The 25,225-nt window shown below is 39.1% G+C and carries 19 protein-coding genes; 4 read left to right on the top strand and 15 right to left on the bottom strand.

Annotated features, from left to right (window positions below; translation table 11 throughout):
• Nucleotides 1–303: 303 nt before the first annotated feature.
• The 6 genes from ASG14_RS15775 to ASG14_RS15750 form a co-directional block, all read right to left on the bottom strand.
• Nucleotides 304–1,290: a pyruvate dehydrogenase complex E1 component subunit beta gene (locus ASG14_RS15775; protein ID WP_056872026.1), complete on the bottom strand. Its 987-nt coding sequence runs from the start codon at nucleotides 1,288–1,290 to the stop codon at nucleotides 304–306.
• Nucleotides 1,291–1,824: 534 nt separating this feature from the next.
• Nucleotides 1,825–2,382, bottom strand: coding sequence for a GNAT family N-acetyltransferase (locus ASG14_RS15770; protein ID WP_056872025.1), 558 nt, complete (start codon nucleotides 2,380–2,382; stop codon nucleotides 1,825–1,827).
• Between the two features lie 325 nt (nucleotides 2,383–2,707).
• The gene (locus ASG14_RS15765) at nucleotides 2,708–5,572 is read right to left on the bottom strand and encodes a PD-(D/E)XK nuclease family protein (protein ID WP_056872091.1); all 2,865 of its coding nucleotides are present in this window, start codon (nucleotides 5,570–5,572) and stop codon (nucleotides 2,708–2,710) included.
• Between the two features lie 9 nt (nucleotides 5,573–5,581).
• Nucleotides 5,582–8,800: an exodeoxyribonuclease V subunit beta gene (locus ASG14_RS15760; protein WP_056872024.1), complete on the bottom strand. Its 3,219-nt coding sequence runs from the start codon at nucleotides 8,798–8,800 to the stop codon at nucleotides 5,582–5,584.
• A 114-nt stretch (nucleotides 8,801–8,914) separates the two neighbouring features.
• The gene (locus ASG14_RS15755) at nucleotides 8,915–9,709 is read right to left on the bottom strand and encodes a ThiF family adenylyltransferase (protein ID WP_056872090.1); all 795 of its coding nucleotides are present in this window, start codon (nucleotides 9,707–9,709) and stop codon (nucleotides 8,915–8,917) included.
• A gap of 305 nt (nucleotides 9,710–10,014) precedes the next feature.
• Nucleotides 10,015–10,671: a TatD family hydrolase gene (locus ASG14_RS15750; RefSeq protein ID WP_056872023.1), complete on the bottom strand. Its 657-nt coding sequence runs from the start codon at nucleotides 10,669–10,671 to the stop codon at nucleotides 10,015–10,017.
• 109 nt (nucleotides 10,672–10,780) lie between these two features.
• Between ASG14_RS15750 and ASG14_RS15745 the strand changes: the two genes are divergently transcribed.
• Nucleotides 10,781–11,314: a thioredoxin family protein gene (locus tag ASG14_RS15745; protein ID WP_056872022.1), complete on the top strand. Its 534-nt coding sequence runs from the start codon at nucleotides 10,781–10,783 to the stop codon at nucleotides 11,312–11,314.
• Nucleotides 11,315–11,388: 74 nt separating this feature from the next.
• Here ASG14_RS15745 and ASG14_RS15740 read toward each other — a convergent pair whose 3' ends face one another.
• The 3 genes from ASG14_RS15740 to ASG14_RS15730 form a co-directional block, all read right to left on the bottom strand.
• A complete protein-coding gene (locus ASG14_RS15740; protein ID WP_056872021.1) occupies nucleotides 11,389–11,601 on the bottom strand; it encodes a hypothetical protein in 213 nt (70 codons plus the stop codon).
• Nucleotides 11,602–11,791: 190 nt separating this feature from the next.
• The gene (gene secA / locus ASG14_RS15735) at nucleotides 11,792–15,094 is read right to left on the bottom strand and encodes a preprotein translocase subunit SecA (protein WP_056872020.1); all 3,303 of its coding nucleotides are present in this window, start codon (nucleotides 15,092–15,094) and stop codon (nucleotides 11,792–11,794) included.
• 135 nt (nucleotides 15,095–15,229) lie between these two features.
• Nucleotides 15,230–15,529, bottom strand: coding sequence for a hypothetical protein (locus tag ASG14_RS15730; RefSeq protein WP_056872019.1), 300 nt, complete (start codon nucleotides 15,527–15,529; stop codon nucleotides 15,230–15,232).
• Nucleotides 15,530–15,823: 294 nt separating this feature from the next.
• Here ASG14_RS15730 and ASG14_RS15725 point away from each other — a divergent pair, with 294 nt between their 5' ends.
• Nucleotides 15,824–16,522: a hypothetical protein gene (locus ASG14_RS15725; RefSeq protein ID WP_056872018.1), complete on the top strand. Its 699-nt coding sequence runs from the start codon at nucleotides 15,824–15,826 to the stop codon at nucleotides 16,520–16,522.
• Nucleotides 16,523–16,624: 102 nt separating this feature from the next.
• Here the strand turns inward: ASG14_RS15725 and ASG14_RS15720 are convergent, their stop codons facing one another.
• From ASG14_RS15720 to ASG14_RS15705, 4 genes are all read right to left on the bottom strand, one after another.
• A complete protein-coding gene (locus ASG14_RS15720) occupies nucleotides 16,625–17,578 on the bottom strand; it encodes a Smr/MutS family protein (RefSeq protein ID WP_056872017.1) in 954 nt (317 codons plus the stop codon).
• A gap of 68 nt (nucleotides 17,579–17,646) precedes the next feature.
• The gene (locus tag ASG14_RS15715) at nucleotides 17,647–19,233 is read right to left on the bottom strand and encodes a DUF1501 domain-containing protein (RefSeq protein ID WP_056872016.1); all 1,587 of its coding nucleotides are present in this window, start codon (nucleotides 19,231–19,233) and stop codon (nucleotides 17,647–17,649) included.
• Nucleotides 19,230–20,798 carry a DUF1800 family protein gene (locus ASG14_RS15710; RefSeq protein WP_056872015.1) on the bottom strand — a complete coding sequence of 523 codons (1,569 nt, stop codon included), beginning with the start codon at nucleotides 20,796–20,798 and terminating at the stop codon, nucleotides 19,230–19,232. The genes ASG14_RS15715 and ASG14_RS15710 overlap by 4 nt, the downstream gene beginning before the upstream one ends.
• Before the next feature lie 94 nt (nucleotides 20,799–20,892).
• Nucleotides 20,893–21,939 (bottom strand): 3-oxoacyl-ACP synthase III family protein, encoded by a 1,047-nt coding sequence (locus tag ASG14_RS15705; RefSeq protein WP_056872014.1) that lies wholly within the window; start codon nucleotides 21,937–21,939, stop codon nucleotides 20,893–20,895.
• Between the two features lie 127 nt (nucleotides 21,940–22,066).
• On the opposite strand from ASG14_RS15705, the gene ASG14_RS15700 reads away from it, so the two are divergent.
• On the top strand, nucleotides 22,067–22,348 hold the full coding sequence (locus ASG14_RS15700; protein WP_056872013.1) for an ATP-dependent Clp protease adaptor ClpS: 282 nt from the start codon (nucleotides 22,067–22,069) through the stop codon (nucleotides 22,346–22,348).
• A gap of 2 nt (nucleotides 22,349–22,350) precedes the next feature.
• On the opposite strand, the gene ASG14_RS15695 is transcribed toward ASG14_RS15700, so the two are convergent.
• Both ASG14_RS15695 and rsmA read right to left on the bottom strand, forming a co-directional pair.
• The gene (locus ASG14_RS15695) at nucleotides 22,351–22,947 is read right to left on the bottom strand and encodes a thioredoxin family protein (RefSeq protein ID WP_056872012.1); all 597 of its coding nucleotides are present in this window, start codon (nucleotides 22,945–22,947) and stop codon (nucleotides 22,351–22,353) included.
• Between the two features lie 125 nt (nucleotides 22,948–23,072).
• A complete protein-coding gene (gene rsmA, locus ASG14_RS15690) occupies nucleotides 23,073–23,858 on the bottom strand; it encodes a 16S rRNA (adenine(1518)-N(6)/adenine(1519)-N(6))-dimethyltransferase RsmA (RefSeq protein WP_056872011.1) in 786 nt (261 codons plus the stop codon).
• A gap of 158 nt (nucleotides 23,859–24,016) precedes the next feature.
• Between rsmA and pdxA the strand changes: the two genes are divergently transcribed.
• Nucleotides 24,017–25,096, top strand: a complete 1,080-nt coding sequence (pdxA, locus tag ASG14_RS15685) for a 4-hydroxythreonine-4-phosphate dehydrogenase PdxA (RefSeq protein ID WP_056872010.1) — start codon at nucleotides 24,017–24,019, stop codon at nucleotides 25,094–25,096.
• Nucleotides 25,097–25,225 lie beyond the last annotated feature (129 nt).

The raw sequence follows: 25,225 nt of genomic DNA, 5'->3' as shown, positions 1-25,225 counted from the left end.
AAGTTAAAAAATATCGTTCGGTTTTTAAGGTTTGAGCAGGAACTGAACTGGTTTTTTACACGGGTTTTAGTAAAATAAACCCGACAGGAATGATTCCGATTTTTCATCGGATTAATGGATGGCGGGGCTGCTGTTTCTGAAGAATTACTGAATGTTGGTTTTCAAATATTTACCAAGGAAACACAGAATTTATTTTTCTAAATGAGATTGCTTCGTGCCTCGCAATGACGTATAATGCAAAAATCCCCCAAATTGCTTTGGAGGATTCTTATATTTTGGTTCCCGGGCGGCCGAGAGTTTTCTTTATTTCGTTGCGTACATTACTTCTTTAACTGCTTTTACAACTTTTTCTGCGTTTGGCAAACTAGCGGCAATTAAAGTTGGCGAGTATGGAAGTGGAACATCCGCACAAGTGATGCGTAGAACTGGTGCATCTAAATAATCGAAGGCTTTTTTCTGAACCATGAAAGCGATTTCACCTGAAAGTGATGCTAATGGCCAGGCTTCTTCTACAACAACTAAACGGTTCGTTTTCTTAACAGATTCGATAATCGTATCATAATCAATTGGGCGAACGGTACGTAAATCGATAACCTCTACATTGATTCCTTCTTTGGTTAATTCCTCTACAGCCGGGTTAACCACGCGTGTTAACATTTTACCAAAGGTTACAATGGTTACATCCGTGCCTTGTTTAGTTACGTTTGCTTTACCGAATTCAATATAATATTCTTCAGCAGGTACATCGCCTTTATCACCGTACATTACCTCCGATTCCATGAAAATAACCGGATCCGGATCTATAATTGCTTGTTTTAATAATCCTTTTGCGTCATAAGGAGTTGATGGAACAACTACTTTTAAACCAGGAGTATTTGCAAACCAGTTTTCGAAATTCTGAGAGTGTTGTGCACCTAATTGGCCTGCGTTACCAGTTGGACCGCGGAAAACCATAGGGCAAGAGAACTGACCACCACTCATTGATAAAATTTTAGCAGCGCCATTAATAATTTGGTCGATTGCAACTAATGAGAAGTTGAAAGTCATGAATTCCACAATTGGAATAAGGCCTGCTGTTGCAGCTCCAGTTGCAATACCTGCGAAACCTAATTCGGCAATCGGGGTATCGATAATGCGTTTCGCACCAAATTCATCAAGCATGCCCTGACTCACCTTGTACGCTCCGTTATATTCTGCTACTTCTTCACCTAATAAAAAAACGCGGTCATCTTTACGCATTTCTTCTTGCATGGCTTCGCGTAGTGCTTCTCTAAATTGGATTTCTCTCATTGTAAATTTTAATAACGGTGGCAAATATAAATATTAATCGCTACCAAACCAAAGGGAATTAAGCCTGTATTTTGTAATAATTATGGTTGATAATGGTGATTTTTAAGGCTTTCGGCTCAGCATTTTAACATCGATACGAAATTGGCTAAAATTTTATTTTGCAATGGTTTCTCCGAGCTTGTTTTTGTACCAGGTTTACTGGTTTCTACAAAATATGTTCGCCAAAATCAATGATATTTCCATTATTATCTTTAATAGAAAATTGGCGCATGTTCCAAAACATATTTTTAGCTCGCTCTCCAGATGAAGTACCTGCTGTGTATTATATTCTCCCGTTGATTTAATTTAGAAATAGAGCCAGTATTTTTTAGGTAAGCAAGGTTTTAAGTCGGCCAAGTGTTAAAATATACACTTTATTAAAAATCAAACAACCATCCGGTTTTAATGAAAATTTAAGCCCAAATTTCTAGGTGATTTTTACTATTTGTTGTTTTCAAAGATTCAAGCATCGGAACTGCGTGTTTCGAGATTTTTTCAATGATTAGGGTTTAGCAATCCATAAATTTCGCTGTCTAAAAACTGTCCTCTGAAATAAAAATCCTGTTTAAAATGAGCTTCTTTTACAAAGCCATGTTTAATAAGCATTTGCCTCGATGCATTATTTTCTACATTAATATTTGCCTTGATGGTATGCAGGTTCATTTCAGTAAAACCGAACTGAATTGTTCTTTTCAGCGCTTCAGATATAAATCCTTTTCTCCAGAAATCTGGATGAAGCATGTAACCAATTTCTGCCCTATGATTTGCAAAGTCAGTTCGCCAGTAACCGATTGAACCGATCATTTGCTCCGGATTTTCTTTAAGTGCAATTACCCAAGCCAAATTATCACCGTTTTCAAAACCTTCATTAAAGGTGGTTATAAACGTTTTAATTTCGAGTAATTCTTTGGGCCGCTCGCGGTCGATATACTTCATAACTTTTTCATTGGTACGCATCGCGAATAGCGTTTCTGCATCCGAAAGGGAATGCTCGCGGAGGATTAGTCGTTCAGTTTCGAGCGTCGGAAATTTTGTGAAGTTGAGGGTTAGCATTTTTACTCCTTTGGTATTTCAAATTTAAATTTATCGACGAACTCTTTTACCTCAGCTTGAAAAGTTTTTTTACTATGATAGTTTCATATATAATTATTGACAATCTCTAACTGGATTCACTAACAGAAACTGCGAAATAATCGTCCTGCCAAGTAAAGGTTTCAGGAAGTAGTTTGTCATTATTTCCAGTGGGCAGGTTCTCCTTTAATCAATTTTGCAATTTTAGCTACGGTTTGTTCTTTTCAAATCGATATCAAGCAGCTATATTCCTTACCGATGGTTTCAACCAACGGATAACTAATTAACTAAAATGGCTTTAGCCAGCTTACTTTCCAAACAAAGTTTTATAAATGGAATATTTGTAATTGTCGGGGATTTCGCTGGCCTCAAAATACGGTGAGCCAAATAATTCACTTAGTTTTTCCTTAAGTCTGGCTAAAAACAAAGGTTTAATTTCTTCAAGAAAATCTCCCCGCAAAACCTGTCTGTTAGATTTAAACCAAACGCCACCATAAATTGGGTCGTTCATGGTTTTTACGATATACAGATTTGGTTCTACGCAGGTTTTACCGGCGAATTGCTCATAAGCATATGTGTAAAGCAAAGTCTGGATAAGTGCTTTGTTGATGTGTTTTCCGTCCGAATTAAAAAGTTCATCTACATCTTTAAAAGTCAGTTTATCACTTCCGGTTTTATAATCGATGATTTTTGTTACTCCATCTTTAACATCAACCCTATCAATATAACTGAAAATTTTAATGCTTTCTTCTTTTCCATTAAGCGGAAAAGTTATTTCGGCCTCAACTTTTTGTTCTAAACTGATAATAGTAAACGGCGTTTGCGAAATATCCTGATTGAGAATAATATTTACGTAAGCATCAACAATCGCAAGAATAACTTTTTGCATACCCTTATATTCCATTACCAAATCAGGATGTTTAAACATCACTGCGTTAAAAGCTTTCTGAATTAACATCGGCACTTTTTTTCGCTGCGCCGTAATTCGCTCTTCGGTAATTTCTGCGGTTTTTAAATCGGCATAGAAATATTCCATCACTTTGTGCAAAATTGAGCCAATTTCATTTGCCTCTACAACTGCGCTGATTTCCTTGGGCTCTTTTATTTCTGCAATATAATTGAAGAAAAAGTCGATTGGATTGGAAATATATTGTGTTAATGCCGATGGAGACAGCGATTTCGTTTTATTCAGGTAGCGGTTCAGTTTCCCTTGGATAAAGTCGTTGCCAGTCTTTTCAATTTGAACCTCTTTAAACTGTTCAGTTTTTACTTCGAGGTTAAGTTCATTGTAAGTAAAGTCGAAACCACTCTCATATTCCAGTTGTTTCAATATTCTACTGGCTTCGCCCGAAGTCGATTCATCGGTTAGGCTATTGTACACTAAATTAATGCTTTTTGCCCGCTGCATTAACCTATAAACCATGTAAGATGAAATTGCATCGAGATTTTCGAGCACTGGCAGGCCATAAACGCGGCGGATAGAATCGGGGATAAAGCTATTTCCTATGGATGATTTAGGAATGATTCCTTCATTGAACCCGAGAATTACCACTTTGTCGAAATTTAAATTTCTCGTTTCCAGTAAACCCATCACCTGAATTCCATTCAGCGGGTCGCCGGAGAGTGGAACTGCAATCGCCTGCAGCGATTTCTGAACCAGATATATCACAAACGGAATTTCTTCCATTCCGATGTGATTATTGAAGGTATCATGTAAGCGGTTCAGTTCCTGAATGGTTTTTACAAAGAGTTCGGCATCAATTTTCTTTAGTGTTTTTGCGTTGGATAATCTCGTTAAAACAAAATCTAAAACTTCTAATAAACTGGAAACAACCGACTGAGGATTTTCAATTTTTTTATAGAAGATTTCAAATAAACCACTCTGCCGCAACAATCGTTTGTGGTCAATCTCAACCTGATTTTCTTCGAGCAACGCAGTCATGATTTTATCACGCATTTTTTGCGTTAACCCAGTTAACGGATGTGTTAAAAAAGCTTCAACATTTTTGTAGGTTACTTTACTGGCCTGCAAAATCTCCAGCTGACTGGTTAACCACAAATCAACCAAGCCGAAAATGCTTGATGTAGATAGCGCAAAACCCATCGTTACATTAAGGTCGACTGGTGTACCGTTATAACTCGTCGGGATGGTTTGTAATGTGGGAATCAACAGGCTTTCATCCGCTAAAACCACCACCGTTTTACCTACCGTTTCCGCATTTGTATAATCTTCTTCTAAAATATTATTGAGAATTTTCGCTTGCGCCGATTGCCCCTGAACCTTAAACACATTAACTTCATGCTTGCCCGTTTTCATTAAACTTACACGGTTTGCAAACTCATTTTTCAGTCCGAGCAGATTTAAGTTCTTTCTCAGAAACAAACCAGCCTCTTGGGCGGTATCATCTAAATAATAACCATCCGCATCGAAGTAAAAAAGCGCTTTTTCTGCCTCTTGTAACTGGGTAAAAATTCTCGCCTCAGCACTGCTTAAGGCATTAAATCCAACGAAAATAATTTTCCCTTTATCAAAATTAGAAATAAATTCATGGTGGCTTATGATATCATCTGCGAGATGTCTATAAACTAAGCCATTGGTTAAATAACCTTGCTTTTTTAACGCATCATGGAATTTATTGTACAATTTTGGCATCCTTCGCCACATTTTGATAAATAATTCCTGCTGTTTCTTATGCTTGCCCTCAGAGTAGGAAGTCCAGAATTGAGATAGGAACTGGTACTGCTCCGCACTTAAATAATCGAAATCCTGGTTAATTACCGAAATATCTTCCAAATCGCGGTAGAGCTTTTCTGCATCAACTAAGTCGGCATCGATCTGATTAAAATCACTCAAAATGATTTTAGCCAGAGGGAAAAACTTATGACTCGAAATGGTTTCCAGTTTTTCTTCTGCTAAAAGTTGGTTGTAGAGCTGGTGCAGCGTGAAAAACTGTAAGTAAAAATCGGCAATTTTATAACTGGTAGAGCAGGCAAAAAACTCCTGAATTGTAAAAAACGAAGGACTAAAAAATGGCCTGCCGATAATATCGGCGAAATGTTTTTGCAAATACGCAGCAGGCCTTTTATTATTGAAAACTATAGCACAGTTTTCCAGTTGATTTCCAAATCTGGCAACTAAATCTTCTGCAACTTCTTGTAAAAATGGTTTCATCTGCATAGCTTAAACTAACTTGAGTTTGCCTTTAACTGCGTAAAAAAGATAGGTTTTAATATTGCGGTAACCCATTTCACTAAGCAAATTCCGATAGGAATCTACCTGTTTAATGTGGCTGTCGCTCTCCTCCAAAGTAAATTTATAATCAAGAATGATAACTTCATCGGGATTAATCAATACGCGGTCTGGTCGGTGAAGTTTGCCATTAGCATCGATAATGTTTTTCTCGGTAATGCTTTCAGTTGCGCTGCTTAAAATTTCTTTAAGCTCTGGATGATTTAAAACCTCCAAGGCAGAATCAACCAGTTTCTGTTTTTCTTCCTCCTTAATTATGCCTTGTAAAACAAGGTTGGAGGTATAATCTTCAACCCCGTTTTCGGTGGTAGCACTCGCTAAAATATCGTGCAGCAAGGAGCCTTTTCTACCCGATTTTTCAATGTTCACCAGATGTTTTAAATGCTTTTCTTCTGATGAAACATAAAGTTCGGATAGCCGGGTAGTGGTTGGGTAACTTTTTAAATTGATGAAATTTGTATCATCATGTTTGTTGTCAGTCGCCACATAATCTACGATTTCATAAATGCCGGTTTCGTCAAACTGGTCATCGAAAGTGTGGTTAATAACGTCGCCCATATTCGATAATTTTGGTTCTTTCTTAGCCATTGTAGCTATATAAAGATAATCTTTAGACCTCGTTGTGGCCACGTAAAGCATGTTCAAAGCATCCATATTATTATAGAGCAATTCCTCGTAATATGCTTTTGCGATAGACGAATCTGCCAGTGCCTCATTATATTTTAAAGGAATTCCGCGAAGTTCTTTGTAGGCGGTATCTTCTGATGAAACCCAGAATGTCGAATTTGTTTTACCCTTCACTTCCCAATTACAAAAAGGCACGAAAACAGCCCTGAATGCCAAGCCTTTCGATTTATGAATGGTAATTATCTGTATTGCATCTGCACCCTCTGGCGATGGAAGCGACTTTTTCACACCGTCTTCATCCCACCAGGTCAGGAATGAAATGATCCCCTTTTCGCCAAGTTTTCCGGCGTTAGCCGTTAAATCTCTAAAAGCAAGCAAATAGGGCAGGTGCTGACTCAAATTTTTCAGGTTGTAAGCCTCAAGCAAGATTTCAACTAATTCTGCCAACGGAAGTTGTAACCAAGATTGCCAGTTTTCGCAAAGCGATGGCGGCAAAACGTTACTTAAGGTACTTAAAGAAACATTGTTGAGGTTTAGATAAAGATTTGCGTGAACTTCTTTTTCATGTAGAGCATGATAAAGCGCAATACAATTGGCTTTGTATAACGCCGTTTGCGCATCTAAACCAATTAAGGTTTTTAACGTGTTGATAATAAGTTGCACAGCGGTATTATTGGAAATCAACAGCGCATCGCCCGACAGTACAGGTAATTTTTGTTCCATCAGTTTTTGAACTGTGAGCATTGCCTCACTATTGGAACGAACCAATATTGCAATGTCTTTTAAGGCATAATTTTGTTCGTTTTTCAACAGAAAAATTTCCTTAATGATATCATCTAAAGCGATTTCCCTAAAAACGGTTTCGGTAAAGCGAGGCTCGTCTGGCGCATTATCTTTACCAAACCTTTTAATCTTTATGGTTCCACCTTTTAGCGTATTGGTTGCGAAGTTTTGGGTAGAACCTGCGTAAATATCGGTAATTATGGAATCATACTTTTCGCCAGCCCACCATGCCGAGATGCTTCCAGGTTTACTTTCCAGGTTTTGGTTCAATTCATTCTGAAGCGTTGCCGGTATAGAGCGGTAAAGGAAATTATTAAATGTGATAATATTTTCGGCACTACGATAGTTTTCTTCTAAACTTTCTTCGATAACATTATGTGCACCAACATCCAATCTCGCATGTTTGTGCAGAATATTCCAGTCGCCATTTCGCCAGCGGTAAATAGATTGCTTTGTATCGCCAACAATTAAATGATCTGTTAAATCAAGGCTTGGAGTAGCAATAGCATTGGTTAAAAGCGACTTGAAACTTCCCCACTGACTGGTTGAAGTATCCTGAAATTCATCAAAAAGAAAATTCCGGTAACGATTACCAACTTTTTCCCAAATGAAAGATGGATTGTCTCCTGCATCTTCGGTAATTCCGGATATTAACTTTTGCGCATCGCTGATTAAAAGGTTATCATTTTCTGCCCTGTATTCCTTTAAAAGCACTGCGATTTCTTGCATCAACCTTAAATAATAGAGGTTTTTGTTGAAAGCTATGGCGAGCTGATAATTTGGCAAATGCGCCACGTAATGTGCTTTAATCTTTTGTAAAATGGGATTTATGGTTTCATAAACCTCCTGAACATTTGCGTTTTTCTGGAACCATTCTTCGGGGTTATCAATCAACTTAAAAAGCGATTCAATTTTAGAAAAATCGCCCCGGGCAACTGCAATTAGTTTTGTTAAAGGACTTTTCGACTTTCCTTTAAGTTGCTCGTTTTCTACCCCTAAAACTTCGAGTGCGGTATGTGCATCGGTTGCCAATTGAACGATTTCACCTTCAAAATTTTTGAGTTCATCCTTTGTTATGGTAATGTACCTTTTAAAAAGTTCGTCAATGTTTTCTAATCCTAAGGCTTCAACAGCAGCTTCAAAAACCTGAAATCTTTCAGAGAAAATTTCTCCGATAAGATTATATAACTCAGTTTTGTAGTTCCAGCTCTTATTATCGCTAATGCGTTCGATAGCCAAATCGATAATCCATTGCAATAGTTGTTTATTGTCGTTTAAAGCCTCGTCGAGTTTGTTCACCAAATCATCCTTAACTTTATCATAATTCATTTCTAAATTATAGTCTGCGTTTAAACCAAGCTCAAAAGCGAAACCACGAATTACTTTCTGTACAAAACCGTCGATCGTACTCACAGAAAAGCGACTGTAATCGTGCAGAATTTTTCGGTAAATGTTATCTGCTTTCAGCTTTAACCCTTCGGGTTTTAGTTCCGGGTAGGCAAGTAAAATAAGCTTACGGTAATCTTCAATTTTTTTGGATGGATCGCCCTTTGCTAGTCCGACAAGCACTTCCAGAATTCGCGACTTCATTTCCTCCGTAGCCTTGTTTGTAAATGTTACGGCCAGGATTTCGCGGTACTTATTTTCGCCTGAAAATAGCAAAGTAAGATAGTGGGCGGTTAAACTGAATGTTTTCCCGGAACCGGCAGAAGCTTGCAGAATTTTGAGGGGTTGAGGCATAAAATGATTTTGCTTTTCAGAATTTTAAACTTACAACAATTTAAAATTTTCCCGAAATCATAGTATCAACAAATTGGTGGGCGAGTTGCTTACTCTTTGGTCTGAAGCAAAAAACTAAATACCTTTCTTTTTCTTTTTTGCTAAAACCTTGTGGCTAATTCTAGCCGGGCGTTCGGCCATTTCAATCGGCATGCCTAATAAATCCCTGATTACGACCGAAGCGCATGCGCCACCGAAGGCAGCCGGAAGGTAAGACACTGTTCCATAAGCCGACCGTTTGAAATTGCTGCCGTCGGTCATAATCATTGAATTTTTATCCATTTGTTCGGTAGAAAAAACAGCTTTTATCCTGTCGGCGCCAACAAGCTTATTTAGCCGTTTGCGAACGTAACTCGCAAAAACACATTGATAGGTATCAGGCAACATCGTAATCCTCAATTTCGTTGGGTTTATTTTACCACCAGCGCCCATGGAACTTACAATTGGAATGTTTTTTTCCAGTGCCGTAGAAAGTAGCGTTATTTTTGGCATAACACTGTCAATGCAGTCCATTATGTAATCAAACTTCGATTCGAGGATTTCTCGACACTTTTCAGGCGTAAGAAAACTTTTTACTACATGCAGTTTCAGCTCAGGATTTATGGAGCGCAAACGATCTTCCATTATCTCCGCCTTGCTTATGCCATGATTTGTTGCCAAGGCCGGTAATTGTCGGTTACGATTGGTGGGGTCAACCACGTCACCGTCGACGATGGTCATTTCTCCAATGCCCGAGCGGCAAATAAACTCAGCAGCGAACGAACCGACGCCACCGAGGCCGATAACCAAAACATGTTTCGATTGTAGAGTATCAATTCCATCGTTTCCTAATAGTAGGGCGGAGCGTGAAAGCCAGGTTGTATCAGACATAATTGCATTTTTCTTTCCAAAGAAACACTGATTTACACAGAATATTCTATTTGCTTCTGTGAATTTTGTGTTTCTGTGGCGGTTTATTTTTTTGCCAGAGAAGCACAGATTTACACAGAATATTTTGTTTGCTCTGTGATTTTTGTGTTTCTGTGGCGGTTTATTTTTTGCCACGGAAGCACAGATTTACACAGAATATTTTCTTTGCTCTGTGATTTTTGTGTTCTGTGGATATTTACCGTGGAAACACGCACCAATGCAAATCCTTGGAGTTATTGTGGGTTCTGAGTTCCACTGCACTTCTTTTATAATAAATTCAATTCTTTCCAGTTTGCAAAAATACGTGCTTTGAGTTCATCAACCGAGCATTTTTTTAAATTTGCTGCGGCCTGATAAATCTCTTCAATCGTTATCTCAGAATCATCCGTCTCCAAGAAAAAGTTTTCGTTTTGTGCAAGCAATTTTGCTGCTCCAGAATCCTGTTTTAGAATTGTTTGTCCGAATGAAAGCAAAAATCCCTTGTTAATTAGTTGCCTGCCCAACTCTTCACTCTTGTTAAAACCGTGGATAATCATCGGAACACTAATCTCTAGTCTTTCTTTCAATAAAATCAGTTCAGCAAATGCTCTAACGCAATGTAAAATCAATGGTTTGTTCAGTTCCTGTGCCAGAGTGACCTGTTGCGTCAATATTAAGGTTTGATTCTCCAAACTTTCGCCTCTAAGTTTGTCTAAACCACATTCGCCAATTAATTTTACATTTGGTTGTTTAGCCAAAACGCTCAAGTATTTCAGTTGGATGTCTAGTTTATCTAACTGCGCATACCATGGATGCAAACCAAGCGATATGGGCCGGGTTTTCGGCATCGCAAGAAATACATCACTGGTTAACGACAAACTTTGGATACTTTCCACACCTTTTTGCCTGGCAGTTTTATGCGTATGTACATCTAGAAAATCCATAACAAGGCAAAGATATGGTTTTGTATATTGTATTTGTTCTGTAAAGAATTCGTTGGTACTCTATTAAGTTTGTAGACTTTTTTATTTTTGCCTTAATACTCAAAAGATTATGAAAAAATTGTTCACAATAGTAGCTGCGGTTCTGATTTCAGCTACCGCTTTTAGTCAGGCAAAAACAGAGGGCGTTCATATTTACAATCCTGAAGCCAATGCTATGGCAGATTTGAAAGCTGCAACTGAAAAAGCCGCAAAGGCAAACAAACATGTGTTAGTTCAGGTTGGTGGCAACTGGTGTTCCTGGTGCATAGCTTTTCATAATTTGGTTGATACAACTGCGGTTTTAAAACAAACCATCAACGATAATTACGAATATGTTTTGGTAAACTGGGATAAAGACCACCACAACGATGAGGCTATGAAGTACCTTGGGTTCCCGAATCGTTTCGGCTATCCGGTTTTTGTAGTTTTAGACGGAAAAGGAAAAGTTTTGCATATAGAGAATTCTGCATACCTGGAAACGGATGAGATTTCAGCAAATGGAAAAAAGAAAGTGGGACACGACGTAAAGAAAACGATATCATTTTTAAAAGGGTGGACAGTTGCGGCAGTCAATCCCGAAACATATAAACCCAAAGCTAAGTAAGATTTAGGTAGAAGTATATCCCTTAAAAAAGCCGAAAGTTAGCAGTATTTAGCTGTTACTTTCGGCTTTTTAGTTTAATCATTTGAGGTGTTGTCATCATCTTTTAAATCATCAAGATTTAGTTCATATGATGCTTTTGAAGCTTCATCAGCTTGTTCCAACATATTTTTATCATGCTCTATGTTGGTATCGTCACCATCTAATTCGTTAATGTTTTCAGTATCATCCTCTCTCCGCAACGCATCATTAGGGTCGTTAGAATATTCCTCGTTTTCTGGGTCTATCATAATTTTAAGTTTTATAAATAGATAATGATTTAGAGTAAGGAATTGTTTTAATTTATCTCAAAATGGATCAGCAAGAGCCTTTTACCATCTAAATGGTTTTGCAGGTTATGTAAAAAAGGCAATCAATATGCATAAAAAAAAAGCCGGATTTTTGAGCAAAATCCGGCTTGATGTGTTGAGAAACTATCTTTTATAAATTTGCGCCATGGCAGTTTTTATACTTTTTGCCACTACCGCAAGGGCAGGGTTCATTTCTGCCAACTGTTGCCTCCTTACGGATTGGTTGTTGAGGAACAGCCTCGCGGGTATCTCCAAATTCAATCCCAGGCTCTTCCTGTCCAAACTCTTGTTTGGTAGTTTGCAACTTAGGCTGTTTTTTTGGAGCAGGTGCTTCCTTTACATCTTCGGGTTCTTGCTGAACCGGAATACCACCTTTATACAAGAAACTTACCACTTCCTTATTAACCGCAGTTAGCATGTTTTTAAATAAGTTGAAGGCTTCCATTTTGTAAATCACCAACGGATCTTTTTGTTCATATACCGCATTTTGAACAGATTGTTTCAAATCATCCATTTCACGCAAATGTTCTTTCCAGCTGTCATCAATTAAAGCCAGAACAATTGTTTTTTCGAACGAACGAACTACTTCTTTTCCTTTATTGTCGATGGCTTTTTTCAAATCTACCGCTACCTGAATACCACGGATACCATCTGTAAATGGTACTACGATTTGTTCGATATGCTGACCGCGTTCTTCGTAAACCTGCGTTAAAACGGGCAAAGATTGCTGAACTATTGCTTCCGATTTACGGGCATAAAATGCTTCAGCTTCTTCAAATAACTTTTCTGTAAGCTGTGCCGCATTGGTTGATGAGAATTCTTTTTCAGTAATCGCAGTATCTAAAGAGAAGTTTTTAATTACTTCTAATTTAAATCCGTCGAAATTTGCTTCTTGTTTATATTCGTTAACAATATCTTCAGCAACGTCGAAAACCATGTTATTCATATCAACATCTAAACGTTCTCCGAACAATGCATTTTTACGTTTAGCATAAATTACAGTACGTTGAGAGTTCATCACGTCATCGTACTCCAATAAACGCTTACGAATACCAAAGTTGTTTTCTTCTACTTTTTTCTGTGCCCGTTCGATTGATTTTGTAATCATAGAGTGCTGAATAACCTCTCCATCTTCAATACCCATACGCACCATGATACTCGAAATCCGTTCGGACCCGAATAAACGCATCAGGTTATCTTCCAACGAAACAAAGAATTGAGACGAACCCGGATCGCCCTGGCGTCCAGCACGGCCGCGTAACTGCCTGTCTACACGGCGAGATTCGTGGCGTTCCGTACCTACAATTGCTAAACCACCGGCATCTTTAACGCCTGGGCCTAACTTAATATCGGTACCACGGCCAGCCATGTTCGTTGCAATTGTAACCTGACCTGCCTGCCCGGCTTCGGCAACAATATCAGCCTCTTTCTGGTGCATTTTCGCGTTCAGTACATTGTGTTTAATGCCACGAAGTTTAAGCATTCGGCTCAGTAATTCTGAAATTTCTACAGATGTAGTACCAACCAGAACCGGCCTGCCTGCTTCCGTTAGCTTTACAATCTCATCGGCAACAGCATTATATTTTTCACGAACTGTACGGTAAACGTAATCTTGCTGGTCCAGTCTGGAAATGTTTCTGTTGGTTGGAATTTCAACTACGTCTAATTTGTAGATAGACCAAAACTCACCAGCTTCTGTAGTTGCTGTACCCGTCATACCGCAAAGTTTGTGGTACATACGGAAATAGTTTTGCAGGGTTACTGTAGCGTAGGTTTGAGTAGCATCCTCAACTTTTACATTTTCCTTTGCCTCAATTGCCTGGTGTAAACCATCAGAGTAACGGCGGCCATCCATAATACGACCGGTTTGCTCATCAACAATTTTAATTTTTCCTTCGTCAATAATGTACTCAACATCAATTTCGAATAAGGTATAAGCCTTTAAAAGCTGATTTACAGAGTGAATACGTTCTGCCTTCACCGAGTAATCACGCATTAAAGCATCTTTCGTTACAACTTTTTCATCCAAAGGCAAATCAGATTTCTCCAATTCGGCAACTTCGGTACCAACATCTGGCAGGATGAAAAAGTTAGGGTCTTCACCAGATTGGGTAATCAATTCAATACCTTTTTCCGTTAGTTCTACCTGATTGTTTTTCTCATCGATATAAAAATACAACTCAGAGTCTACTTTCGGCATATTCTTAGACTGATCTGCCATGTAGTGATTTTCTGTTTTTAACAATAAACCACGAACACCACTTTCACTCAAGAACTTAATTAGCGCTTTATTTTTCGGTAAACCACGATAAGCCCGAAGCAAAGCCAAACCACCTTCGCCTTCTTCTGTACCCGTGTTGCCTGCGTTAATTAGTTTTTTCGCTTCATTCAAAGCTGAAGAAACGTACGCTTTTTGTGCATTAACCAGGCGTTCGATACGTGGTTTTAACTCATAAAACTCATGTTCATCGCCGCGTGGTATCGGACCAGAAATAATCAATGGGGTACGGGCATCATCAATTAAAACTGAATCGACCTCATCCACCATTGCAAAGTGTAACTTTCTTTGAACCAGTTGGTCGGGCGTTTGCGACATATTGTCACGCAGGTAATCGAAACCAAATTCGTTGTTTGTTCCGTAGGTAATATCAGCCGCATAAGCTTTTCTGCGTTCTTCAGAATTTGGCTCATGTTTGTCAATACAATCAACGCTGATGCCGTGAAACTCAAATAAAGGGCCATTCCACTCACTATCACGTCGAGCAAGATAGTCGTTCACGGTTACGATATGAACACCTTGTCCGGCAAGGGCATTTAAATATGCCGGAAGCGTGCTAACCAAGGTTTTACCTTCACCAGTTGCCATCTCAGCAATTTTACCACTGTGTAGAACGATACCACCAATTAGCTGAACATCGTAATGAACCATGTTCCAAACAACTTCGGTACCGGCAGCATCCCAGCGGTTTGCCCACTGTGCTTTATCGCCAACAATTTTAACATTGCTTTTTCTCGCAGCATAATCTCTATCAAACTGCGTGGCTGTAACTTCCAGGTATTCATTTTCACTTAAACGACGGGAGGTTTCTTTTACCACTGCAAATGCCTCTGGAAGTATTTCCAAAAGTACTTTTTCCAGCTCTGCATCACGATCTTTGCCCAGAGCATCTACCTGATCATAAATAGCAGTTTTTTGATGAAGATCTACATCTTCACCCTCTGCATCTGCCTTCAAAGCAGAAATTTTGGCGTCAATATCAGCTAAAAAGGAAGAAATCCTACCTTTAAACTCTATAGTTTTAGCCCGCAACTCATCGTTGCTTTTTGAAGATAGCTTTGCATATTCTTCATTTATTTTAACAACCAGCGGCTGGATGCTTTTTATATCTCTTTCTGATTTACTTCCGAAAACCTTCGCTAAAAATCCTAACATTATTATTATATATTAAATCGTATTAATTAAAAAATTGGTGTTTTGCAACAACCAAACCACTGTCTTGCGTAAGTCAGTTTGGCAGTTGTTGGTAAAAAGGGGCGAGAAATCACCTTTGATTGAGGAAGTCAGGAACTAAGGGCTGTTATTTTTTGGCTTTTTCCTTATGGTTAAATCAGTAATTACCTGATTCGAATTTACATGTTTCTCAATCTTAAGGGGCGTTTGCGTTCCGATTAGCGCAAGGCTTGTGTACGATAGCAAATAAGGATTGCGCTCTTCGTTAAGTTGAACGGAGATTTTCCCGGCATCGTTAACGCTGATTTTATGCTCGCTGCAATATTCGTTTAATATTCTAAGCCCTTCTACACGCTCAGCCCTTGCTAAGTGTGTTAAGCTAAAAAATACTAGAGATATGGTAACGAGGTGTTTCATCAAGCCGCAAAGCTAGTTTTAATCTTTTACAAAATGAAATTACACCATCTCAAAAAGCGTACCCCAATTTATGGCCTCTTATGGTGTAAGCGAAAATTGCACAATCAGCATTTTTAATCATCGTAAAATCGTCACAATGTGGTTACCATTCGCTGCGTTTTAAAATTTTATTTGGTTACTTGCGGCAGGGAAAAATGCTTTTTCTTTAGGCACAGGTAATTTTCACAGACAGAAAGGTCGGAGCTAAAAACATTTTTTGGCCATAACTATCAACTCAATTAAATACAACTTGTAATGGAATCGCCGGGTAAAATATTTTTAGCAGATCAACGAGGCTTTGTGCAATCAACTATTTTGCGGCGTTACAGTACTTTTAATTTTGAGCAATATTTTAACGATAACAGCATGCCATTCGGCGATCTGTTTCTTTTTAATGATGATTCAATTTCTGGCGGAAAACTAACATTCTTCCTTTCGAAAGAAGATTCGTATCAGATATTTATGCCTGTAACTGGCGGATTAGACATCGTTTTCAACGGCAAAGAATATGCATTGCAAACAGGCCAGGTTCAGATATTTAATGTTGGAAAAGGTGAAGTTTTAGAAATCAGTAATCCCTATCAAAACGATGCTGTAAACTATATTCAAATTGGCTTAAAAACCGACTTATTCTTGTTGAGGCACAGCGAGATGCTGTTTAATTTCGATTTTGAAAAAGACAAAAATAAACTTATCGAAATCGTTTCAAATCCGAAACTAGCTTTTAAATTAAGCGCTGGCATTTTTGGAGCCAAAGCAGAAACTACTTACAGGCTGCGCTCTGCAGAAAGCAATGCTTTCCTATTTGTAATTGGTGGTTCCTTCGAAACTTCGGGCAGATTAATGCACGCACGTGATGGACTAGCCATTTGGGAAACGGAAACTGTAAAATTTCAGGCTTTATCTAATAATGCTATCGTAATGGTTTTAGAAATGTTGGAGCCAGGTTTTTAGACTCATGAAAGCAGGAGAAGCGTAGCTAAATGGAGCTGGTTTCGATTTGCAGTTTGTTTAAAAATTTCTCCGCTAGAGTCGGGATAAGGGTTAGCAGAAACATTACTTAAAAACAACCTCGGTTGCACCGTAACCAAACTTTTCTTTTCGGGCATCCATATAAGTTTTTATATGGGGGTTTTTGCTTATTATTTTATGGATTTTATCTCTCAAAGTTCCGTTGCCGGCACCATGTATAAACACTATTTTTTCGAAATGATGAACAATTGCGGCGTCCAAAGCATTTTGAAAATGAGACAATTGAATTTGCAAAATTTCATCTGCTTCTAAAAAGTGGTGGTCATCGCGAAGTTTCTCAATATGCAAATCAATTTCCTTTGCAGGTGCCTCAACCGTTTTCCTTTCGGCGGGCGACTTGAAAAAGCTTTCCTTTAATTTTTGCGGGTCAATTGTAGCTGGTGCCAATTCATCTAAACGCACCAGCCAACCCTTGTTTTTGAGTTGAGGCAACGCTTTCTGTTCAACGGAGAAATCTTTCGCTCTAAATTTTTTCTTAATTACCAATGGTTCTGCAGGTTTAACATCAGCCTTGCTGAACAACAAAACCTGAAACGTAAACGCTGGCCAAATATCTAAATCTGCCAGCGAAGCAGAATAGATTAATTTGGACTCGTATGCCTCCAAAACTCCATAAAATGAACCGGCGTATTTTTCCTTCCGCTCAGAGGTTAGTGTGGCCAGAAGTACGTGTTCAGATTGATTCTGTAAGTGAAAATGCACCACGTTGCCCGCTTTATCATCTGTAGCTATAGCAACATAAATTCCATTTTCGATTTTGCTAACGCTTGGTACATTAACGTGGATTGGCTTGGGTACATCTATCTCTTCTGCAACAACGCCATGTCCGTGTACAGAAGTTAGGTTGCTAACAGCCACAGGAATTTCAAACCCATCTTCATCAGTAACGCCCAAAGTTTGCGAATCGATAACTTTTGTTACGTATCCTTCGCGTTTCTCATCAACAAAACGCACAAAATCGCCCAGCTTAAATTTCATCTTAAAATATTAAATTGATGCTCTGAGTTGCTCAGAAAATCGGTTTAGACAAAGGTACCGATTTTTGGTTAGGCTACGATGAGCATATTGCGAACTTGTTGCAGTTCGCCATTTTGAAGTCGTGCATAATACACGCCCGGTGCATAGCGTTGATTTTCAAAATTGATGTTGTAGGTGCCTTCATCTTTTACAGCGTCGACAACGGTTGCCATTAGCCTGCCCATGGTATTGTAAACCTGAATTAAAACATGCCCGCCTTTAGAAGAATATTTTATGGTGGTAGAAGTAGTAAAAGGATTTGGGTAATTTGAAATTAAACTCTCACCACTTAAATGGTTTGCCTGAGCCAGACTTGTAGACATGCAATTCGTTCCCGGCTGGATTAGGGGTAAAGACTGAAAATCTTTTAACATGACATTAGATAACGTTGCCTTATCAACGCAGAACCATTTCTCGAGCAAGGTAGCATAAACCGACCTGAAATCGTATTGCATCGGAACGTTATCGTTTACGGAAGTACTTGCCGAAATGGTTGGGTTTTTCCCCAAAACACCACCTTGTATGGCATCGCCAAAAACAATGAGCGGAGCTGCAGCACCGTGATCTGTCCCGTTACTGGCGTTTGATTTTATCCTCCGGCCAAATTCTGAAAAGGTCATTCCGGCTACTCGCTTTGCGGCGCCAAGCCCTTTTAAATCATCCATAAATGCTTTGATAGCATCGCTCACTTTTTGAAGCAGCACGGCATGTGTGCCGGTTTCATTTGCGCCTGTGTTTACCTGAGCGGCATGCGTATCGAAAGAGCCAATATTTACCATGTAAAGCCTGGTTTTTAAGCCGCCACCAACTAATCTGGCTACAACTTTAAGCTGATCGGCGAGGCTGTTGTTGCTCGGGTAGGTTCCTTGCTTGGTTACTTTGCCAGCTGCAGTTTTTATAACTGAAGCGTACTGTTGCGTTTGTTGGGCAACCTGCCTAACATAGGTTAGTTCTTTACCAGCATTGGTGTTCGGAGCCGGCGATTGAATACCATTTATCAGGTTGTAAAAATTTACCGGATCAGAAATTGCCATCCCCATATTTACAGAAGGCCCTTGAAAAGCCGGCGAAATAAATGAGCCAATTTGAATGGCCAAAGGATCTGGCATTACCGTGTTGGGGTAACCTATCGGAAAGTTGGTGTACTCCTCGGCGAGGTATCTTCCTGCCCAGCCGCTATCAATCACCTGGTCGGAAGCTGATGCGGAAAGCCAAATGTCAGTCGCTCGGAAATGACTGTAATTTGGTTGTGGATAACCAACAGACTGAATAACCTGAACTTTACCATCATCATACAAACCGGCCAAGCCAGACATTGCGGGGTGTATACCAGTGTTGTAGCCTGAAAGTTTTATAATTTTATTTTTTGGAAGAATTATGTTCGGACGGGCCAGCGTTAAGTTGTCGTACTGATCCAAAGGGAGAATCATATTTAAACCATCGTTGCCGCCGTTTAATTGAATTATAACTAAAACATGGTCGGTTTCCTGGTTAGCTGCCGTTATTGCCGACAGTAAGCTTGAGGCACCAAAAGCCTTAAGGGAAAATCCGCCAAGCATTGATGGGATTACGACACCCGCAGGCATTGCTTTGGTTAAAAATTCACGTCTTTTCATGACAGTTGGTACTCTTCCAGGTTCATAATATATTTATAAAACTCCTGTAAACGTGTTTGTACAATAGTAGTTTTTGCCGTAGTTGGAGCCGCTTTGTAATCGGTCCAGGCTGTGGTCCAATAGGCGTCATTAACCTGATTACTGAGCAAAATGCTTTTTAAGAATTTTTTCACATCAGCGCTTACGTCAATGGTATATAGGTGTGCAATCGCTTCGTCTACAACTACATTTGGGTCTTCCGGCTTGCTAAATTTCGCCGTGTATGCAATTGGATCGATAACAATTTTTTTTCCGTTGCGGGTATAACCTGTACTTATAAATCTATCGGTAAAAATGTTCCGTTTTGGTAAGGTATCCGAGTTAATCCACAATTCGTAAAATTGAGGAACCTGATAGTAGGCGGGCCAGCCTGAAACATTTGGCGGGTCGCCGAGGTTTTGTTGCAGGTTAGATGCCGTACTTCTTAAATAATCGCTCATGTAATAAACGTTTACATAATCAGAAGCATCAGGGAAAACAATTTCAAATTCCCTGGCCAAGCCAACAACAAAATCAACGGGTGCTTTTATATTGCAGGAACGGTTTTGTGGGAGATAAAAATGGCTGCTGGTGAGCAATGCTTTTAAAACAGGCTTAATTTCATAGTTTGCCGTTCTAAAAATTTCTGCCAGTGGCGTAATTATATTAGCTTCAATGTCGGCACTAATGTCATAGTAAACAAAAAAGCGATATAGTCTGCGGCAAACGTACTTACTTACCTCAACCTGAGTAAAAATCATGTCGAGTAAATCGTCTACTTCTTTAGCGCCATCTGTACCAGTCCTCCCTTTAATTAACTTATTTCCATAAAATGATGAAAATTGCTTATCTGTTGTATCGTGCCTTGAGGTATTAAAAACTGATGTTATGTTAACACCATCAAGTGTATAGCCAGTAAGCAATCGGGCAGCGGCTTTAACATCGGCTTCGGTGTATTTCGAATCAGGTCCTTTCCCAACGGTAAACAGTTCCTGTAATTCCCGGCTGTAATTCTCATCGGGAGCGGTTTTTGTACTTGCATAACCGTTAAGGTAGCGAAGCATTGCCGGGTCTATAGTTACCTGTTTAACCAGAGATTTAAAGTTGCCAAAAGCCATGCTTCGCAGCAAATTGTTATGCTTGTATATGTACCGTGCGTCATCAACAATATCCGCTTCGGTAGAAAAATGATTGTGCCAAAACAAAGTCATCTTCTCTCTCAATGAAACTGGCTGGTTTAGCATTTGTGTTAACCACCAGGCTTTAAAAGACGCAACCCTCCGGCTGTTAGCTGTTCCATCGGTATAAATTGCATTTACCCAGGTTTGCCCTGCCGGCACGTTTGCATCGGTATAGCCAGCATCGTTGTAATTGTTAACCGGTGGATTTGGAAGTGGAAGGTCTTTCAATAGCAAATCAACAACCTGACTCAAAGATTGGCCCGCAAGGCTACTTATATCACTTCTTTTCGCACCAAAAAGCGTGCGTTTTAGTAAATGATTTAATTCTTTTGTCCCGAAATTTCCTGAGTAAACGTCTATTGCCATAAATTCCTATAGAATCGCAATAAAACTAAAAATTAATCAGCTGAAATTCAGTTATTTTACACGAAATGTTAAAATTCAGTTACGAAACGTCATTTTACCACCGGATTAGCGCACTCGCCCAGGTGAAACCTGATCCGAAAGCTGCCAGACAAACTAAATCGCCGCCTTTAATTTTACCGGCTTCCCAGGCTTCACACAGTGCAATCGGTACAGATGCAGCTGTTGTATTTCCATATTTCTGAATGTTGTTAAAAACCTGCTCATCTTTTAAGCCAAGCAGCTGTTGCACATACTGGCTAATCCTCAGGTTTGCCTGGTGTGGTACCAACATATCTATGTCTTTCTCGGTTAGATTATTAGCTGCCAAAGCCTCTTTAATTACTTCCGGGAATTTAACCACTGCTTTTTTGAAAACAGCAGGGCCATCCATATATGGTAGTGCGACACCGCTTTCCAGTATTTCAGGCGTCATAAATAAGCCCCCTAGTTCCTGATTAGGGAAGGCCGGCTTATCTTTGAGCCATTTATTTGCATGAGCGCCTGGATAATGCATAGCCAGGATTTCAGCGTCGGCACCATCGCTGTGTAAGTGTGTACTCAAAATGCCTTTGCCAGGCTCATCGGTTGGTTGCAATACAACTGCGCCGGCGCCATCTCCAAAAATTACCGATACATTTCTGCTACGGGTCTCAAAATCCATCGCAAACGAGTGTTTTTCGCTACCAACAACCAAAACATTTTTGTACATACCGGTTTTTACAAACTGATCGGCTACAGATAATGCATAAACAAAGCCAGAGCATTGGTTACGGATATCAAGCGCACCAATTTCGCCCATTCCCATTTCGCGTTGCAGCAAAACTCCACAACCAGGAAAGTAATAATCAGGGGTAAGCGTAGCGAAAATGATAAAATCAACATCTTTTATGGTAATGCCTGCCCGTTCTATTGCAATTTTTGAAGCCTCAATTCCCATGGTGGTTGTCGTTTCCTCATATCTATCCGCAAAGCGGCGCTCTTTAATGCCGGTGCGTTCCTTAATCCATTCATCACTTGTGTCCATAAAACGGCTCAGGTCGTTATTGGTATAAATATTTTTGGGAACGTAATAGCCGATTCCTGCAATTTTGGATTGGTGCATACTTGTTTATATTATGATTTGGTTAAGTAAAGTTAATCATTTATTGCCTAAGCCATTATTAATCGTAAAACAACAAAATCTTGATGGTTGATACCAAATACTTGATACTAATGTTTATTTTTGCGCCATGTCTACAGAAACCAAAGAAGAGACCTTTACGCTCGAAGAAATTTTAACTTCTATAAAAACCGTACATCGCCTTATTTTGTGGAATGATGATGTAAATACCTTTGAACATGTAATTTACTGCATGATGAAGTATTTAGATTACAACGAATCTCAATCAGAGAAAATTGCCTGGAAAGTTCATAACGAAGGTAAATGCCCGGTTTTAGAAGGTTCCTTTACCGAAATGGAAATTTACCGGAAAATTTTACAGCAAGAAGGCTTAACAGTAAGTGTAGATTAATGCTACGCTAAACTTTTTAATAAAGTGTTAAGTTCTGCCTGCGTGGTTTGGGTTTTATCTTTAGCGTACCAGCTGTGAAGCTTTTCTGATAAAATTGTCATTTCACTCGTTTCCTTTCTCCACTCTTTCAGCAATTGCTGTAAAACCTGTGGCCTGGGTGCCCAGCTAGCCAAAACCTTATCGCCCGTTTCATTTAAAACCAAAAGCACTGGAATCGCTCTACCGCCGTTGGTTAAGTGTGCATCAATCAAGGGTAAATTTTTATCGCGGAGTACAAATTTTAACTCAATTTTGCCGAGTGAAGCCGTTGCAATTTTATTAAATACCGGAACAATTTGAGCCGCATCTCCACACCAACCTTCAGTGATTACTAAAAACTTATAATTTTCTTTAAGCTGGTTAATAGATGAAAGTAATTCATCGGTTAAGCTAACCGTTTTATCCACGCGGCTCATCCTTTGCACATTCATCTTGGTGTAGTGCAAATCGTAGGTAACATCGCCTGTGGCCTTTCCTTCTAAAAGAAGTCGATCTATTAAAGCACGGTAGCTTAAATAATCCATTCCTTGCCCGCTAAAAATTCCCCTGTAATTAACCATGGTTTTTAAAAATTATGTTGCAAATAAAAGGAGAAAATCAACGAAAATAATCATTTATTTGCAAGAAATACTACCCTAATTTCGTTAGCAAACTTTAATTGCAGAGCTTTTGATTTACCTTAAACTTAAGCTTCCATTAATTTACTAACATGCTGGGTTAAAGCCACAAAATCGGCAACTGTTAGCTGTTCAGCTCTTTTTTCGAAGTAAATATGGTCATCCATTTTATCTTTTGGCATCACGGCCGAAACGGCATTGCGTAACGTTTTTCTACGTTGGTTAAAACCTGCTTTAACCACCCGCCAGAAGAGCTTTTCATCGCAGTCTAAATTTTCAACTTCATTTCTTGTTAATCTGATAACAGCAGAATGTACTTTTGGTGGCGGGTTAAAAGTGCCCGGTTTAACCGTAAACAGATATTCAATTTTATAATATGCCTGAAGAAAAACGCTTAATATTCCGTAATCTTTAGTGCCTGCCGGAGATGCACACCGTTGTGCAACTTCTTTTTGAAACATCCCAACCATTTCAACTACCTTATGGCGGTTATCTAAAATTTTAAATAAAATCTGAGATGAAATATTGTAAGGAAAGTTGCCGATGATGGCAAATTGACCAGGGAAAATAGAATCAAAATCGAGTTTTAAAAAGTCGCCATTTATAAGTCGGTCGCCCAGTTGCGGGTACTTTTCATTAAGAAAATGAAAAGATTCTGTATCAATATCGATTAAATAAGTTTGTAAATCCTGGCGTTGCAGCAAAAAATCAGATAGAATTCCCATGCCGGGGCCCACCTCTAAAACCTGATTATACTTTTCGGTATTAACCAGACTTTCTACAATGCGGTTTGCAATTCCTTTATCGGTTAAAAAATGCTGACCTAAATGCTTTTTCGCTTTTACTAAACTCATACCTTTAATCCTGAAAATTCAAGACCTTTTAAAATTTAATTGTTGGCAAAGATAGGCTTAATATTCCTTTGCGAATAACTAAGTGTTCTTTGCCGTTTCATTTTTTTTGATGTCTTTAGCCGAAAATCAGTAATTTGCGCTAAAATTTTCCATTAATTATGAGCAATAAACTTAAAATTGGCATCAGTATTGGCGACGTGAACGGCATAGGTTTAGAGGTAATTATCAAAACATTATCCAACCCGGCTATTTTAAATTATTGTACTCCAATTGTTTATGGTCATACAAAGGTTTCGTCTTTTCATAGAAAGGCAAACAACCTTGGCGACTTTACTTTTAACGTTATTAATCATGCCAATCAAGCGCAGCTTAAAAAAGCAAATATGATTAATTGCTGGGAGGAAGATGTGAAAATTGAGCTTGGCCAAATAACCGAAACCGGTGGAAAATATGCCCTCTTATCATTAGAACGTGCAACAGCCGATTTGGTTGCCGGCGATATCGACGCCCTGGTTACTGCGCCAATTAATAAGCACAACATTCAATCGGAAACGTTTGCATTTCCCGGCCATACCGAATATTTGCAAGAAAAAAGCGGAAGTAAAGATGTGCTGATGTTTTTAATTAGTGAGAATCTGCGTGTTGGTGTGGTTACAGGTCATATTCCGGTAGCGGCTGTTCCAACAGCAATTACCAAAGAAAAAATCCTCAATAAAATAAAACTTATAAACGAAAGCTTAAAGAAAGATTTCTGGATTGAGAAACCAAAAATTGCGGTTTTGGGTTTAAATCCTCATGCCAGCGACAACGGTTTGTTGGGCACTGAAGAAGCTGAAATCATTTCGCCGGCCATACAGGAAGCTTACGACAAGGGTATTGTTTGTTTCGGGCCCTATCCCGCCGATGGCTTTTTCGGCAATGGCAGCTACAAACAGTTTGATGCCGTTTTGGCGATGTATCACGACCAGGGTTTGATTCCTTTTAAAACACTTGCTTTTCATAACGGAGTAAATTATACGGCCGGTTTAAATTTTGTTCGTACTTCGCCAGATCATGGTACAGGTTACGATATTGCGGGCAAAGATTTGGCTGATTCTACCTCGTTTACAGAAGCCTTATTTTCGGCAATTCATATCGTAAAAAACCGGAGGGAGCAAGAAGAAATGTTAAGCAACCAGTTACGCACAGGCGGAAAAATTGTCGAAACACAGTTCGACATTAAAGATGATGCTTCATAAAATTAACTAATCGCTTTTTTTTGAAAAGCAAAGCGTTGCATTTCATCGGTTTCGAAAGTCCTGCTTTCCCTGCAAGCCCAATTAAAAAATTGGGGCTTTTCGTACAATCAGGTTTATTTGGCTAAAATT

The sequence above is a fragment of the Pedobacter sp. Leaf194 genome (assembly GCF_001423945.1).
Taxonomy (GTDB): domain Bacteria; phylum Bacteroidota; class Bacteroidia; order Sphingobacteriales; family Sphingobacteriaceae; genus Pedobacter.
This window is presented reverse-complemented; position numbering and strand designations above follow the sequence as displayed.